This is a genomic window from Paenirhodobacter sp. CAU 1674, assembly GCF_029222945.1.
Taxonomy (GTDB): domain Bacteria; phylum Pseudomonadota; class Alphaproteobacteria; order Rhodobacterales; family Rhodobacteraceae; genus Rhodobacter.
In genome coordinates, this window is record NZ_JARHUH010000005.1 from 227252 (window position 1) to 241680 (window position 14429).

A 14429-nucleotide genomic window follows, 5' to 3' on the forward strand; every position below is an offset into this window, starting at 1 on the left:
TCCCGGGGGTGAGCCCCGCAGGGGCGAGGGGGCAGCGCCCCCTTTGCCCGGTCAGGGCAGGATTGCCAGCCACATCCAGATCGTCAGGATCGAGCCCGCCGTGGCGATCAGCACGCTGGAGGCCGCGACACGCCGCCCCACGCCATACATGTTGGCAAAGAGATAGGCGTTCACGCCGGGCGCCATCGAGGCCGTCATCACCGCCGAGCGCAGGGCCGGCGTGGACAGATCGAACACCCAATGCCCCAAGAGCCAGGCCACCCCCGGATGCACGATCAACGACAGGGCGGTGACCATCGCGATCGCCCGGCTGTCGCCTTCGGGGCGGTAGCGGAACAAAACGCCCCCCAGGCCAAACAGCGCGGCGGGCAGTGCCGCGCCCGCCATCATGTTCATCGCCGCCCAGACCGGTTCGGGCAGGTCATGGCCCGTCACGGCGCGCAGGGCCTGAATCGCGAAACCGCACAGGATGCCGATTACCAGCGGCGTGCGCAGCACCCCGATCAGCGCGTTCAGGCCAACTCGGCTGAGGCCCGCGCCGGTGCCGTGGCTGCGCACCGCCTCCATCGCGACGATGCCGATGGTGTAAAGCAGCGGCGAGTGGATCGAGATGATCGCAAAGTTGCCCGCCAGCGCGTCGTGCCCATAGGCGCGCTCGGTGATCGGCACGCCCAGCAGCAGCGAGTTCGAGAACAGGCAGCAAAAGCCGATCGCCACGGCCTCGGGGCCGGTGCGGCCCAGCAGGAAGCGCGCCGCCGTTATGCCGATGGCGAAAGAGATCAGCGCGCCGGCGTAGAAGCTGATCATCAGCCCGGCGTCATAGCTCGCCCCCAGATCGAGTTTGGCGATCGAGCGGGCCAGTAGCACCGGCACCGCGAAATTCTGCGCAAATCGCATCAGCCCGTCGACCGCCGCATCCGAAAACAGCCCGCGCCAGGCCACCACATAGCCAAAGCCGATGACCAGGAAGACGGGCAGGATGACGTCGATCAGCCCGCTCATGGGGCGGCGAACTCCAGCACCATCCCGTCATAGGCGGGGCGGACATGGTCCGGCGTTTCGCGGGCCACATCGTCATGGTCGAGGTCGATATGCATATTGGTCAGCACCGCGCTGGCAGGCCGGGCGCGCGCGATCCATTCCAGTGCCAGCGCCAGATGCGCATGCGTCGGGTGCGGGGTGCGGCGCAGTGCATCGAGCACCCAGCAATCCAGCCCCTGCAGATGCGCCCAGGCGGGTTCGGGGATCTCGGAGACATCGGGCAGATAGGCCAGCCCGCCGATACGGAAGCCGAGCGCGTCGATATTGCCGTGTTCGACCCGGAACGGCTCCAGCCGGATGATCCCGCCCGCGCCGGAAATTTCGAACGGGCCATGGATCGCGCGCAGATCGCAGATCGGGGGGTAATTGCTGTCCGGCGGCTGGATGAAGACATAGCCGAAGCGATTGAGCAGCGCCTCTTGCGTGTCGGAATCGGCCCAGACGGCCAGCCGTGCGCGCATGTTGAAGGTGATCTGGCGCAGGTCATCCAGCCCGTGCATGTGGTCGGCATGGCTATGGGTGAAAGCCACGGCGTCCAGCTCGCCCACTTCGGCGCGCAGCAGCTGTTCGCGCAGGTCGGGCGAGGTGTCGATCAGCACGCGGGTGATGCCGTGCGGCCCCAGCCGTTCGACCAGCATCGAACAGCGTGTGCGGCGGTTCTTCGGGTTGTCGGGGTTGCATTCGCCCCAATGCCCGCCGATCCGGGGCACGCCGCCAGACGATCCGCAGCCCAGAATGGTGAAACGCAGGCGGCTCATGCGTGGGCCTTCGTGAACAGACGGTCGAAATTGGCCGTGGTGGCGGCGGCGAAGCTGGCATAGTCGAGCCCGAAGAGTTCTGCCCCCAGACGCGCGGTCAGCGCGGTATAGGCCGGTTCGTTGCGCTTGCCGCGGTGCGGTTTGGGCGCCAGATAGGGCGCGTCGGTTTCCACCAGAATCCGGTCCAGCGGCGCGGCGGCAAAGATATCGCGCACCTCTTGCGATTTCGGGAAGGTCGCGATGCCCGACATCGACAGGTAGCAGCCCAGATCCAGCGTCGCCCGCGCCAGCGCGGGCGAGGATGAGAAGCAATGCATCACACAGCCGAAGGGTTTTTCGCGCATGCCTTCGGTCAGGATCGCGGCCATGTCGTCATCGGCGGCGCGCGAGTGGATGATCAGCGGCAGGCCGGTTTCCTGCGCTGCCTGAATATGGATGCGCAGCGAGACCTTCTGCACCTCGGCGCTGTCGGCGGTGTAGTGGTAATCAAGCCCGGTCTCGCCAATCCCCACGAATTTCGGATGGGCCGACAGCGCGATCAGATCGTCGACCGTGGCCATCGGTTCTTCGGCGGCACTCATCGGGTGGGTGCCTGCGGCGAAATAGACCGACGGGTGCGCCTCGGCGATGGCCTGCACCTGTGGCAGCAGCCGGAGCTTGGTGCAGATCGTCACCATCCGCGTCACCCCGGCGGCATGGGCGCGCGCCACCACGCCGGGCAGGTCGTCGGCGAAATCGGGGAAGTCGAGATGGCAGTGGCTGTCGACGATTTCGGGGATGTTTGTCTCGGTCTCGGCCACGCGTCTATCCTTTCGTGGCGGCCTCAGCTTGCGGCCGCCGTAATCTCCAGAAGCATATCCATGACCAGCGCCGCCGGGTCAAGGTTGACCCCCCGCCCGTGCCGGGCCCGCGCGCCCAGACGCTGATGCACTGCCGCCCATTTCATCGCTGCATAGGCATCGGGGCACAGCCGCGCGGCCAGTTTCGCCTCGCCCGGTGCGCCTTCGATCGGCAGCGGCCCGGTGACGCCCGCCCGCGCCAGCCGCGCCAGGAACAGTTCGATCAGCCCCAGCAGCAGGTCATAGCGCGCCTCGTTGGCCTTGCCGGTGATACTGTCGGCCAGCGCCAGCGCGCGCACCCGGTCGAGTTGCGGCAGGGTCGAGAACAGCGCCACCAGCTTTTCATAGCTCGCCAGCCCGTCAAGGTTCAGCAGGCGGATCGCCTCGCCCACGGAACCGCCCGACAGGGTCGCCAGCGCGGCGGTGTTCAGATCTGCGCCATCTTCGGCGGCCAGCAACGCCTCGGCCATCGCGTCGGGCGCCAGCGTATCGAGCCGCAATTCCCGGCAGCGCGAGCGGATCGTGGGCAGCAGCCCCGCGGGCTGGTGCGAGATCAGCAGGAAGGTCACCCGCGCGGGCGGTTCCTCCAGCAGCTTGAGCAGGGCATTGGCGGCCTGCGTGTTCATCTCGTCGGCGCTGTCGACAATGACGATCCGCCGCCCGCCTTCGGTCGCCGACAGATGCAGGAAGCTTTTGAGCTTGCGCACCTCGTCCACGCGGATGTCCTGCGATAGGCCCGTTCCGGTGGCATTGGCGCCGCGTTTGAGCACGAAGACCCCGGGTTCCGAGCCCGCGTAAATCCGGCGGCAGACCGGATGTTCGGGGTCGGTGTCCAGGCTGGTCGGCGGGGGCGGGGCGCCGAACAGCCCGCCATCGTCAGCAGGCTGCGTCAGCAGGAAGCGCGCGATCCGCCAGGCCAGCGTGGCCTTGCCAACGCCCCGCGGGCCGGTCAGCAGCCAGCCGTGGTGCATCCGTCCGGTGCTGAAGGCCTCCAGAAATCCGGCTTCGGCGCGGACCTGTCCAACCAGGCGCAGCGTATCGCGCGGGTGGGGGGCGCCAGCAACCTGGGTCGGGTCGGGCAGGTCGACCTCGTCCTTCTTGCTCATGGCAGGGCCGCCTGCACGACGGTTCGCACATCGGCGGCCACCTCTTCGGCCGGGCGGGCGCCGTCGATCAGTCGGAAACGGGCGCTGAATTCACGCGCCAGCCCCAGAAACCCCGCGCGCATCTGCTGTTGCAGCGCAAGCCCCATATCCTCGAACCGTTCCTCGTGGCCCTGACGGCCCTTGGCGCGCGCCAGCCCCACGGCGGGGTCGATGTCGATCAGGATCGTCAGATCCGGCTCGCGCCCGATCATCAGCCTGTGCAGCGTGTCGACTGTCGCGCGCAGGTCTCCGCGCGACAGGCCCTGATACATCCGCGTGCTGTCGGCAAAACGGTCGCAAATCACCACCTTGCCCGCGGTCAGCGCCGGGTCGATCGTGCGTTCCAGATGGTCGCGGCGGGCGGCGGTGAACAGCAGGATTTCGGTTTCCGCCGACCAGCGATCGGGGTCGCCTTCAAGGACCAGACGGCGGATTTCCTCGGCGCCGGGGCTGCCGCCCGGCTCGCGGGTCAGCACCACCTCGCGCCCGGTGACGCGCAGGGCCTCGGCCAGAAGCCGTGCCTGGGTGGATTTGCCCGATCCGTCAATGCCCTCGAAGGTGATGAACATCGGCTCAGCTGTTGGCGGCCTGCAGGGCACGCGCGGTCAGCCGGCCCAAAGCAGCCTTGACACGCACCATGAACCCGCCCTGATCGACATCGGTTTCGGCAACCAGCGGCACATGTTTGGGTTCGGCCAGCCCCGGGATCGTCAGCACCAGATCGCCCAGTTTATCGCCGGCCTTGATCGGCGCGGCGATGGGGCCGTTGAACACCGCCTGCGCGGTGATCCCGCCCTGGGCGGTGGCGGGGATCAGCAAGGTCAGGTCTTCGGCGGGGGTCAGGCCCACACTATCCGCCGCCCCGAGCCAGACCGGCGCTTCGGCCAGGCGGGTGCCCTTGGCCGCCAGCGTCTTCAGCACGAACTGCCGGAATGCCCAGTTGGCGATGGACTCGGCCTCTTGCGCGCGTTCGGTTTCCGAGGTCAGGCCAGAAATCACGAAGACGATGCGCCGATCACCCATCACCGCCGAGCCGACAAGACCATAGCCCGCCTCTTCGGTGTGGCCGGTCTTGAGCCCGTCCGCCTGCCAGTCGGCGGCGGCAAGCTTCAGCAGCGGGTTGCGGTTATGCGCATTGGCCGGGGCGCGATCCTTGTAATTATACTGGGTTTCCGAAAACAGCGGGTAATATTCAGGGAATTCGGTGATCAGCCGCACCGCCAGAATGCCCAGATCGTGCATCGACATGCGCTGCCCCGGATGCGGCCAGCCCGAGGCATTGGCGAACATCGAATGGTTCATGCCAAGCGCATGCGCGCGTTCCGTCATCAGCCGCGCAAAGGCATCTTCGCTGCCTGCCAGCCCCTCGGCCACGGCGACGCAGGCGTCGTTGCCCGAGTTGATGACGATGCCCTGCAGCAGCTCGCGCACGCTGGGACGGTCGGTTTCGTTGATGAACATCGTCGAGCCGCCCATCGCCTTGGCACGCGAGGACACCGCAAAGGTGGTGTCCATCGTCACCCGCCCGTCGCGCAGCGCCTCGAACAGCAGGTTGACCGTCATCAGCTTGGACATCGACGCGGGCGGCAGGGGGATGTCGGCGTTTTTCTCCAGCAGCACGGTTTGCGACGACAGGTCATAGACCCAGGCAGCAGAGGCGCGGGTTTCAAAGGCGCGGGCGGGCAGGGCTGCGACAATCGCAAGGCCGATCACGGCAAGAAGGCGGGGCAGGCGCATCAGGCAGGTCTCTCTATTTCGAAACGGCATAGGCATCGGGGTAGCCCAGGCCCTTGATTTTCTTGAGCAGGGCGTCGCGTTCGGCGGTGTTGGCCGCAGGCCCGGCCACAACACGCCAGAAGGTCTTGCCCTGGCTTTCCTCTTTCTTGACGGCGGCGCTCACGCCGCCTTTGGACATCTGACCGGCGGCGCGTTTGGCGTTTGCCTCGACGCTGAAAATGCCGATCTGCACCCAGAGCTTGCCGCCCGTCGCGGCGGAGGGCGTGGCGGCTTTCTCGGGCGTTGCCGCGGGTTTGGCGGCGGGTTTTGCCTCTGCGGCGGCAATTGCACTGCTTGCGGCCTTGCTGATCTCGGCCACAGGTTTCGGTGCGGGCTGCGCGGGTTTGCCATCAAGCGGTTTCGCCGTGATCGCCTCGGGCGCGGCGATCACCGGGTCGGTGACCAGCGCCTGAGTTTCCGGCGCGGCGGGGCTTTCCTCGCGGCGCAGTGCGACCACCGACAGCTGCGCGGGCGCCCCGGCCAGCATGCCCAGGGCCGCAGCGGCATCCGAGGACACCTGCAGCTTCGGGCCGGGGTTGTCGCGTTCGCGGCGGAACAGCGCGCCGATCACGAACTTGCCGTTGGCCGGGTTGCGGATGATTACCCGTTCCGGGTCCTTGACCGTCGGATGCGCGACCCAGACGCCGCCCAGCGAGGGACGACCGTCCCACAGGCCCTGTTCCTCGACCGAGAACACCTCGGGGGCCTCGACATCGCGTTCGACGATCCGGGTCGAGGAAGAGGGCGTCACCACGGCCTCGCCTTCGGGTGCTTTCTTGCCAAACCCGAACGGCTGGCCTTCCTGGCAGCCGGCCAGCGCCAGGGCGGCGCCCAGCATCAGCCCCAATCGCACGCGCTGCGGTGACGTCATACGCTTGCTCATATTGCCCCTTCCTGCGCGGGTAGCCGCCCGCGTCTGATCCCCGGCCTTTGTGGCCCTTGTCCGCATCCGCCGAAACCGGCGCAGCACCTGCATTTTGCGGGACTTTACCTGTTCGCACCCGTCAAGAAAAGCGCGCGCTGCGGACACGGGCGGATTTCGGCACGCCCCCCTTTCAGAATCGCGTGATCCGGGCTAGTCCGGCGCGATTGGAAGTGTGGCCGAGTGGTTTAAGGCTCTGGTCTTGAAAACCAGCGAGGGGGAGACCCCTCCGTGGGTTCGAATCCCACCGCTTCCGCCAAAATTCTCTATTTTCGCCATGTTTTGCTTGATATTCCTGAGGGTGGGCGATTCGCTGCCAACATCAATACCAACATAGAATTCTCGCTAGGAGGGTGTCGGATCACACCCTTCTCCTACTCAGACCTCAGCGGACTTTTTTGCTTTCCCAGCCGACTATTTCGGCCTCGAGCGGTATAAGTGAGGATGAGGCGCTGATCGTCGGCGCGCGAAGTATAGAAGGCAAAAGAATGAACGCTGTTGATCCCGAACAGTTTTTCCTGAACGTCAAGCAGGTCGCCACACGGTATGGCGTTTCAACCGACACGATCTGGCGTTGGAAGAACCAAGGAGAATTTCCGAGGCCCGTCAAGGTCAGCAATGGCTGCACCCGGTGGCGTCTCGCTGATCTGATCGCTCACGAGGCAACGCTGCAGGCCTGCTTCCTGACGGAGTTCGCCTTCGGGTAGGTCGCCAAGTCTCCTGTGGAAAGGGGCCATGCCCCTACCTGTGGAGCGGCTCGACGTATCCCGCCCGCCCCGTCATCCCGCGTCGAGTAGTTCGCGTAACGCGCGAACACGGGCTGGGGTGATCTTGGGGTCGGTGCCGCCGCTGACCACGCGGATGAACTCGATCCAACCGCACTCATTCGCGCTCAGTTCCTGCCAGTTTCCGGTTGGTGAGCGCGGTGTCATAAACAGCGATTCTGTCATTTGTTGAAGACTCCCCGTAATGCAGTCCGTCCCCGTGCCGTCATGCGAGGGTCAGAATTGTCAGACGCATTGCGCAGTTCTTCGAGCCAGGTGCGCTCGTTCGCAGTCACGGGTGAGCCGAAGATCTCGACAATCGCCTTCGCAGCGGTCGCTCCCACCGCCTGCTCGATCGAGATGCGCATCAAATACGCCGGGTCGACCTCAAGCGCCCGTGCGAGTGAGGGCACACGGTCGAGCGGTAGTTTGCTTTTGCCCGACTTGAGGATAGAGACGAAGTTTGCGTTCGCGAAACCAGCCTCTGCGGCGATTTCGCGTTGCGTCTTGCGATACGCTAATGCGTCGACGCGATCGGCAATTAGCCGCGCGACTGCGCTGTTCTTGAAAGGGGCCGTCATGTTCGTTTTTGTCTCATGATGTTTCTGATGAGACGACCTTAACGAAGCGCGCTGACCTCGTCGGGTGGGAACATAGCGAGCGGTGACGGGATGTTTTGCGAGACCGATGTCCTAGGGAATTCGCGTTAGGTTGATGGGGATGCGTTCTCCTGCCTGAACTAGGGGGGCGCATGAACCCTCCGGGTTTCTAGCATGCAGGTGTGGTCTTGGGTCTCGGTGGTGCCCGTGCGGACGAAATCTTTGAGGGCAAAATGGCGATGCTGATCGGCATCAACGGCGGCTCCTCGGGCGACGTAGCCCCACCGAATACACCCCTGAGCGCCTGCGCCAGATCGAAGAGCTGGGCCATGACCCTGCCTTCGACCGTGGTGCGCTTCGTGCCCTGAAAGCGAAGATGTAATGCCGAGACCCCCACACATTTGCACCTTCGGGCGTCTCGTGCCCCACGGTGAGCGCTGCGCCTGTCAGATCGCCAGCACACGCGCCCGGAACCGCCGCACCGATGCGACACGCCCGAGCGCGCGCGAACGGGGCTACACCTCGGATTGGGAACGCGAGCGCAAGGCATTCCTGATCTGTCATCCTGACTGCGCGATGTGCGGTGCCCCGGCGACCGTGGTCGATCACATCAAGCCCCACCGGGGCGACAAGGCGCTCTTCTGGGACCGCTACAACTGGCACCCTCGCCGAAGCCCTGACCCCTGAAACCAAGCGCAGTCGCGAAGCTCGGGGCGAACCCTTGCTCGGTGTTCTAAACGACTAAACTGGCCCGACCCGGTTAGTCGTTTAGAACGCTTAGTCAGTCCTTGCCCCCGCCAGTGTTGCGGAAGCGCAACACGATCGCCAATCGACGCTTTCCCGAAATACTACATAGTCCCTCGCCGGTATCTGCTTAGCACTAGGCCCTCGGTCTAGGTGACTTTCCCTTAGCCAAAGAGACCCACATGCCCGCATCTTCTAACGTGATCCCGCTCCACGCTGCCCCGGCAGGCCGCCCCTTGTTGCCCGCTGCCAGCCATGCCGCCACCTACTCGACGAAATACCTCGGCCCCCTGCAACCCGCTGTCATGGCGGCGCAGCGCATTTCGCAGGCCCCCGTCGCAATCGCTGCACAGTCTGCACTCGCCCTTGCATCCCTCGCGGTGCAGGGCTTCGCCAATGTCGAGACGCTTGGCGGTAGTTTCCGCCCGGTCTCGCTCGACCTCGTGACCATTGCGAAGTCTGGCGAGCGCAAATCGACCGTGAACAACCTTTTGGCCGGTGGCCTTGACGAGATCGAGCGCGTTTGCGGCGAGCCGACGACTGACGGCCTTTTCCGCGTCCTGAAATCCAACCCCTCGGCGGGCCTTCTGTCTGATGAAGCCGGTAGTTTCCTCGGTGGTTATGCGATGAAGGCCGCGAACGCGCAGCGCACCTATGGGACGTTCAACAGCCTGTGGGATGGAAAGCAGATCAAACTTGCCAGGCAGAAGGAAACCACCACCCTGCGCGGACGCCGCCTTACCGTTCACCTGATGGTGCAGCCGAGCGCTGCCGCCCGCCTTCTGTCTGACCCGATGGCCGAAAGCATCGGCTTCCTGCCCAGGTGCCTGATCGTGGAGCCTGAAAGCCTGATCGGCAAACGCACGGCGAAAGCCGTGAACCCGAAGGATAGCGAGACGGTCGGGTTCTTCCAGATGCGCTTGCGCGCCTTGCTCGACATGCCCTTGCCGATCCCCGACCCGGAAGCCCTTGATCTGGACCCGCGCAAGCTGCCCCTGTCTGACGATGCACGCGAGTATCTGGCGAAGTTTGACGACTTGATTGAACGCAAGCAGGCATCCGGCGAAGAGTTCGAAGTGGTGCAGGCATTCGCCAGCAAGACCGCCGAGCAGGCATGCAGGATCGCGGGCGTCCTGACCCTGTGGCGCGATGAGAACGCCCACGAGGTCGATCTTGACGACATGAAGGCCGGATGCGGCCTTGCGTTGTATTACTTGCGCGAAGCCCGCCGTCTCATGGGTGTGGCCGGTGCCGATGCCGACATGCAGCTCGCCGAAGAGCTGCGCGTCTGGTTGCAGGCTCGCCCGAGTAAGCAGTTCGTCACCGGCGATGTTCTGCAATACTCACCGCGCCGTGTGATGCACAAGAAAGCGATGGCGTCGAAGTTGCTCGCGATCCTCGAAGAACATGGCTGGATTCGCCGTCTGCCCGAAGGAACGATGATCGACGGTGCCCCGCGCAAGACAGGCTGGCAGGTGCTTTGACCTGATCGAGCAATACCGGCTGTGCGTGAGGTGCAGCCGATGGCTGGTGCGTCTGGCGGTGCTGGTGCGAGCGTGCGGCCGAGTCTGACCGCGAAACTGAGTCGGGTATGAGCAGTTCTGAGCATCTCGAAATCAAAAAAACTGCGACAGTTTTCGCACAGCTTGGGTCGTTAACAGCCGTTCAAGATTTTGTAAGATACGGTGAAATTCTCGCATCGACCCCTATATCGAGTCCCGAATCGGTAATCGTGGCGATAAGACGCAAGCAGACGCAACCTGCAACATGGCCTCGAAATTGTGGACAAGTGCTTTCTTACAGTGTCTAACAAACAAAACCTTGCGTTGCGCAAGTTCCTTCCGGACCTAAGCGGCCGGAAATCAGTCGGTTATCGGATCGAGGGAGCCGAATCGACACAAAAGGAGAAGTAACATGGCAAATCGTGTGCCGGAAAAGAAGTCTGGGGGGAGTTGGGCTGCCCACGCCTTCCCGCCGGAGGCTGGCATGAACTACGATGAAGTAGCCTTGGAAGTAGTGCTCGCCTCCAAGGCACGACACGAAGGCGAACTGACCGACGAGAAGTGGGAAGTTATTGATGGGTTGAACTTTCCCTATGCAAATTTCGCATGAGTGGGAACGACGCCCACCTACCGCATACAGCATCGTAACGGGATACTTCCCGGAAACAAAACCAAAGGACGGCAGCCCCGATTGCCGTCCTTTGCTTGTTACTCAGGTGCTTCAAAGCACTACCGGGAAAATTGGTGTGCGCGTTTGCTACGGCACCACGAAGCTCCGGTTTCCGCAACGTGCCAGCTCTGACCTAATTATTCAAAACTCGTCAGACTTGGATGCATGCGGACTTCTGCGACCAACAAGGTTCGTCCTCGATCCTCGGCAACAGACAATCTTGGAGTGGAAACATCCAAATTTCGCCCCGTGGACAGGGTGCAGTTCACCCAGACGCGGGACGCTGCCAGAGGACCTGCAACGCGAATTTGCGTGGCTCATGATGCAATACCTCTGACGCTCGGCGGCTATCTGTAGAGTTCAGACTCATAGGTATAGTGGCCGGGGGCACCTCCAGACTTCCTCCCTTGGCCAGGACCGGCGGGGGGGGAGGTCTGCGCACGATCGGCCTAAATAACTTTTCCGGCTGTGACAGGGCACCGCAGCGTTGCACGGCCACAACCAGAGCCGAGTGGCCTGAGCTTACGCCAGCTTTTCCTTCATTCTTGCAAGTTCCGCACTGAGTTCGGCGTGCGTCGAGGTTGGGCGCAGGGGTATCGGTTCATCGACTTTCTTCGGCACTTCGGACTTCGGCACGAGCGCATCGCGGATATCCGTTAGCAGGACAATGATGCGGCTGAATGCGAAGAAGAGGACGCCGGAAATCGCAATCGACACGGACAATCCGATGAAGAAGCCAAAGGTGTATTCATCCATGAATGCGAGCGGTAGCGAGATCGCGGCGAGCGCCCATGACAAGTAGGCAATCCAGTTCAGAATGCGCATGAATGCAATCTCCGAATGAAAGGGCTGAAAGTTGAACGGGTGCCGAGTGACGCAGTAGAGCGAACGCCAAATCACCTGACGTCTCTGCGCGAAGGTTCCAGTTCGCCGAATTATCGTCAAGGACGAAAATGACTTTGTGTTGCCTCTTCAAGCTCTTGCGGTGCGCGTTTTAACATCCGCCGTTGACATGTAAGGCGACAAATGATGGGCTTTCGATCTTGGAGGCAGCATGTGCGGACGCATCATCGACCCGAACCTGCGCGACACGGAGGTCGAATTCTCGCGGACCAAGATCCATCCGATCACGCAGCGTCGCTATAACGTCAAGCCGACGGACGTCATCCAGGTTCTCGCGAAAGAGCCGCTTGAGCTTATGACGGCCCGCTGGTGGCTGATCCCGTCCTGGTTCGATGGTGATGACCCGAAGCACTGGAAGGCGACCACGTTCAACGCCCGCTTCGAGGAGGCAAAGGACAAGCCGAGCTTCCGGCAGGTCTGGCGGCACGGGCGTTGCCTCATCCCGGTGGGCGGCTTCTACGAGTGGACGGGGCCAAAGGGGTATCGTCATCCGCATGTCTTTAGCTCGGCTGGCAACGAGGAGAACCTCTACCTCGCTGGTCTGGCGAGCCGCTGGCGCGATCTGCTAACCTGCACAATCCTGACGCGCGAGGCGAACGAGGATATGCGCGCGATCCATGATCGGATGCCGGTGGTTCTGAACGCCAACGAGCGCGAGGCGTGGCTCGGAGGTTCTGATGACGTGACACTCGGTGCCGGAGCACGTCTCGAGCATTATCCAGTGAGGCCGTTCGGGATGCGCGATGAAGGCCCAGAACTGATCGAACGTGAAGGATGACATGGACAGGTTCGGGGTGCATCCAAGTCTTAACGAACCGGGTTGGTTTGCTGGTGCGCGACGTCTCAGACCGAGGTCCGGGGATGCGCTGATGTGTCTCTGAATTCGCGAGTGCAGCGCCGCTGCTTACCGTCGTCAGGTTTACATGACCTATACGTCATGTAACATTTCGCGGGCTTATGTAACATTTCCGGGCATTTCAGGTAACATTAAGCCGTGAAAACTGCCTTGGATGCGGCCATTTCGGCTTCGAAATGTTACATGGCTTGCTTCGTCGTGATCGCGAAAACCCCTTATCCTGTTGGTCTCCTCGAGCACGACTTAACCTAGATGTTACATGGAACAGCCACTTTCGCGATTTTTTCCGGACTAGAGAGGCCAGATGCACCCTTCGGGAGCGTCTGGCTGCGGTCGTGGAGACCAGAAGGCAGACGGTAGAGCGCGACATCGAGGCAGTGGTTCCGAGCACTCTCGGTAGAAGCGATGGCACTAAGGTCATCCACCTTGGACAGCTTGCAGGTCCGAGCGCGACCTAGCTGGCGACCTAACGGACTCGGGCTCTGAGACAGCAGTCATGGCGAATGCGCGCATCCTCTGGAACTCGCTGGGGCGCTCACTGGTGCGATCCCCACATGCCCCGCTACCCGACCATCAGGTCGACCGCGGACCGCACCAGATGCGCGCCAGGATGTGCCTGTGAGCGTGCTGCGATCAGGTAGTGGGTGACGCTGGTCGTCGTCTCTGCTGGGGACGATCAGGGGCTTCGCGTCGGAATCGTAATGGCGGAGGTTTGGCCGGCTCTCGGCAGAGAGTGCCGGCACATCTTGGCATCGTGCCTCCTCCGGGTTCGGAAGCCCTCTATCCCGCCATCCGACCGCCGTGAGGCTCAACTGGCGTCTCAGTGATGACCTTCGGGCGTATCGAGGGGAACATTCGCTATGAACGGCGGCTCGCCGTTCCTTGCTATAAATGTTCCGATATTGTATCAATTGTAAAGTGAGCGCCACTGTCGGCACCGTATGCATTTGTTCTGCCCCAAGGATCAGAGAAGACCATAACAATGACCACTCCAGCTACAGCCATCGGCTACATCAGAGTATCAACCGAGAAGCAGAACGAAGAAGACCGTGCTCTGGAAAAACAGGCTGACACGATCCGCAGGCACTGCGCAGAGCGTGGGATCAAGCTGATCGGCATCTCTGAAGATATCTGCTCTGCTGTGGGCGCTCATAGTCTCGAGCGTCGGCCATCCCTCTCCGAAGCAACACGCTGGGCAGCTCGGGAAGGTGCATGTCTCATGGTTCCCGAGCCGACCAGACTATTCCGGAATGTCATAGTCGCCGAACGCTGGCTGAAGTCTCACGACGTGGCGGTCTATTCGGTCCGGGAAGGACGGATACTTGCTCACTCGGAAATCCTGAACGCCGTCAGGTCCGGGCAACAGGTTGCCGATGCGACCAGAGAAGGCACTGTCATAGCGCTAGCGAAGAGCCGCGAAGGCGGCGCTGTTCTTGGCTCGAAGGCCGACCGGAGTGCTGCGAACAAAGCATCGGCAGTGGCGCGCAGGCTGCGGTCTGATGAGATCGTGGATCTCATTGCGCACGTTCTACTTGAGGATGAAGCCTATCGGGATCTTTCGCATCGCGCGCTGGCCGACCTTCTGAACAGGCGCAATATCCTGACCGGATGGCAGCGTCTCTGGACTGGAGATGGTCTCAAACGTCATCGCAAGCTCGCCGAGCAGCGGATCGAGGAATGGGCTGAAATGGAGCGCGATGACCTTCCGATTGAACCCGTGCCGCTGGTCGTGCTCAAGGATGATCCCGTCCCGGCTCCGATATCTGACCTGGATGAAGATGAGAAGGAAATGAGGTCTAACCCCCAGTTTGGTATCTTCTGATCTGGTAGATCTTTGCTGGCGGGGAACAGGGGATCGCCGGGCTGGTGATCGATATGAGCGCAGCAAAGCTGAAGGTAATGATCTCGCC

General features: G+C 62.7%; 17 protein-coding genes and 1 tRNA gene. 8 read left to right on the forward strand and 10 right to left on the reverse strand.

What is annotated here, in order from left to right; genetic code table 11:
• Window positions 1–51: 51 nt before the first annotated feature.
• The 7 genes from P2G62_RS09320 to P2G62_RS09350 are packed head-to-tail and all read right to left on the reverse strand — an operon-like array spanning window position 52 to window position 6442.
• Window positions 52–1002, reverse strand: coding sequence for an AEC family transporter (locus P2G62_RS09320; RefSeq protein WP_275734609.1), 951 nt, complete (start codon window positions 1000–1002; stop codon window positions 52–54).
• On the reverse strand, window positions 999–1799 hold the full coding sequence (locus P2G62_RS09325; RefSeq protein WP_275734610.1) for an MBL fold metallo-hydrolase: 801 nt from the start codon (window positions 1797–1799) through the stop codon (window positions 999–1001). The genes P2G62_RS09320 and P2G62_RS09325 overlap by 4 nt, the downstream gene beginning before the upstream one ends.
• Window positions 1796–2599 carry a TatD family hydrolase gene (locus P2G62_RS09330; protein ID WP_275734611.1) on the reverse strand — a complete coding sequence of 268 codons (804 nt, stop codon included), beginning with the start codon at window positions 2597–2599 and terminating at the stop codon, window positions 1796–1798. The genes P2G62_RS09325 and P2G62_RS09330 overlap by 4 nt, the downstream gene beginning before the upstream one ends.
• Before the next feature lie 23 nt (window positions 2600–2622).
• On the reverse strand, window positions 2623–3744 hold the full coding sequence (locus P2G62_RS09335) for a DNA polymerase III subunit delta' (protein ID WP_275734612.1): 1122 nt from the start codon (window positions 3742–3744) through the stop codon (window positions 2623–2625).
• Window positions 3741–4352, reverse strand: a complete 612-nt coding sequence (gene tmk, locus P2G62_RS09340; RefSeq protein WP_275734613.1) for a dTMP kinase — start codon at window positions 4350–4352, stop codon at window positions 3741–3743. Before tmk ends, P2G62_RS09335 begins: the two co-directional genes overlap by 4 nt.
• A gap of 4 nt (window positions 4353–4356) precedes the next feature.
• A complete protein-coding gene (locus P2G62_RS09345; RefSeq protein ID WP_275734614.1) occupies window positions 4357–5520 on the reverse strand; it encodes a D-alanyl-D-alanine carboxypeptidase family protein in 1164 nt (387 codons plus the stop codon).
• A gap of 13 nt (window positions 5521–5533) precedes the next feature.
• On the reverse strand, window positions 5534–6442 hold the full coding sequence (locus P2G62_RS09350; protein WP_275734615.1) for an SPOR domain-containing protein: 909 nt from the start codon (window positions 6440–6442) through the stop codon (window positions 5534–5536).
• Between the two features lie 208 nt (window positions 6443–6650).
• Here P2G62_RS09350 and P2G62_RS09355 point away from each other — a divergent pair.
• Window positions 6651–6740: transfer RNA gene (locus tag P2G62_RS09355), tRNA-Ser, on the forward strand.
• Window positions 6741–6969: 229 nt separating this feature from the next.
• A complete protein-coding gene (locus P2G62_RS09360; RefSeq protein ID WP_275734616.1) occupies window positions 6970–7188 on the forward strand; it encodes an AlpA family phage regulatory protein in 219 nt (72 codons plus the stop codon).
• Between the two features lie 72 nt (window positions 7189–7260).
• Here the strand turns inward: P2G62_RS09360 and P2G62_RS09365 are convergent, their stop codons facing one another.
• Together P2G62_RS09365 and P2G62_RS09370 are read right to left on the reverse strand one after the other, a co-directional pair.
• Window positions 7261–7431 (reverse strand): hypothetical protein, encoded by a 171-nt coding sequence (locus P2G62_RS09365; protein ID WP_275734617.1) that lies wholly within the window; start codon window positions 7429–7431, stop codon window positions 7261–7263.
• The gene (locus P2G62_RS09370) at window positions 7428–7826 is read right to left on the reverse strand and encodes an XRE family transcriptional regulator (RefSeq protein ID WP_275734618.1); all 399 of its coding nucleotides are present in this window, start codon (window positions 7824–7826) and stop codon (window positions 7428–7430) included. The genes P2G62_RS09365 and P2G62_RS09370 overlap by 4 nt, the downstream gene beginning before the upstream one ends.
• A gap of 251 nt (window positions 7827–8077) precedes the next feature.
• Here P2G62_RS09370 and P2G62_RS09375 point away from each other — a divergent pair, with 251 nt between their 5' ends.
• The 4 genes from P2G62_RS09375 to P2G62_RS09390 all read left to right on the forward strand — a co-directional run bounded on the left by P2G62_RS09375 (window position 8078) and on the right by P2G62_RS09390 (window position 10700).
• Complete coding sequence (locus tag P2G62_RS09375; RefSeq protein WP_275734619.1) at window positions 8078–8212, forward strand: hypothetical protein; 135 nt, start codon at window positions 8078–8080, stop codon at window positions 8210–8212.
• A gap of 52 nt (window positions 8213–8264) precedes the next feature.
• On the forward strand, window positions 8265–8531 hold the full coding sequence (locus P2G62_RS09380) for an HNH endonuclease (protein ID WP_275734620.1): 267 nt from the start codon (window positions 8265–8267) through the stop codon (window positions 8529–8531).
• A 239-nt stretch (window positions 8532–8770) separates the two neighbouring features.
• Window positions 8771–10072 carry a DUF3987 domain-containing protein gene (locus P2G62_RS09385; RefSeq protein ID WP_275734621.1) on the forward strand — a complete coding sequence of 434 codons (1302 nt, stop codon included), beginning with the start codon at window positions 8771–8773 and terminating at the stop codon, window positions 10070–10072.
• Window positions 10073–10502: 430 nt separating this feature from the next.
• On the forward strand, window positions 10503–10700 hold the full coding sequence (locus tag P2G62_RS09390; RefSeq protein ID WP_275734622.1) for a hypothetical protein: 198 nt from the start codon (window positions 10503–10505) through the stop codon (window positions 10698–10700).
• 582 nt (window positions 10701–11282) lie between these two features.
• On the opposite strand, the gene P2G62_RS09395 is transcribed toward P2G62_RS09390, so the two are convergent.
• Window positions 11283–11585 carry a hypothetical protein gene (locus tag P2G62_RS09395; protein WP_275734623.1) on the reverse strand — a complete coding sequence of 101 codons (303 nt, stop codon included), beginning with the start codon at window positions 11583–11585 and terminating at the stop codon, window positions 11283–11285.
• A 229-nt stretch (window positions 11586–11814) separates the two neighbouring features.
• Here P2G62_RS09395 and P2G62_RS09400 point away from each other — a divergent pair, with 229 nt between their 5' ends.
• Entirely contained in the window at window positions 11815–12441 is a 627-nt protein-coding gene (locus P2G62_RS09400) for an SOS response-associated peptidase (protein WP_275734624.1), read from the forward strand.
• 1060 nt (window positions 12442–13501) lie between these two features.
• Entirely contained in the window at window positions 13502–14341 is an 840-nt protein-coding gene (locus P2G62_RS09405; protein ID WP_275734625.1) for a recombinase family protein, read from the forward strand.
• Window positions 14342–14429: the final 88 nt, after the last annotated feature.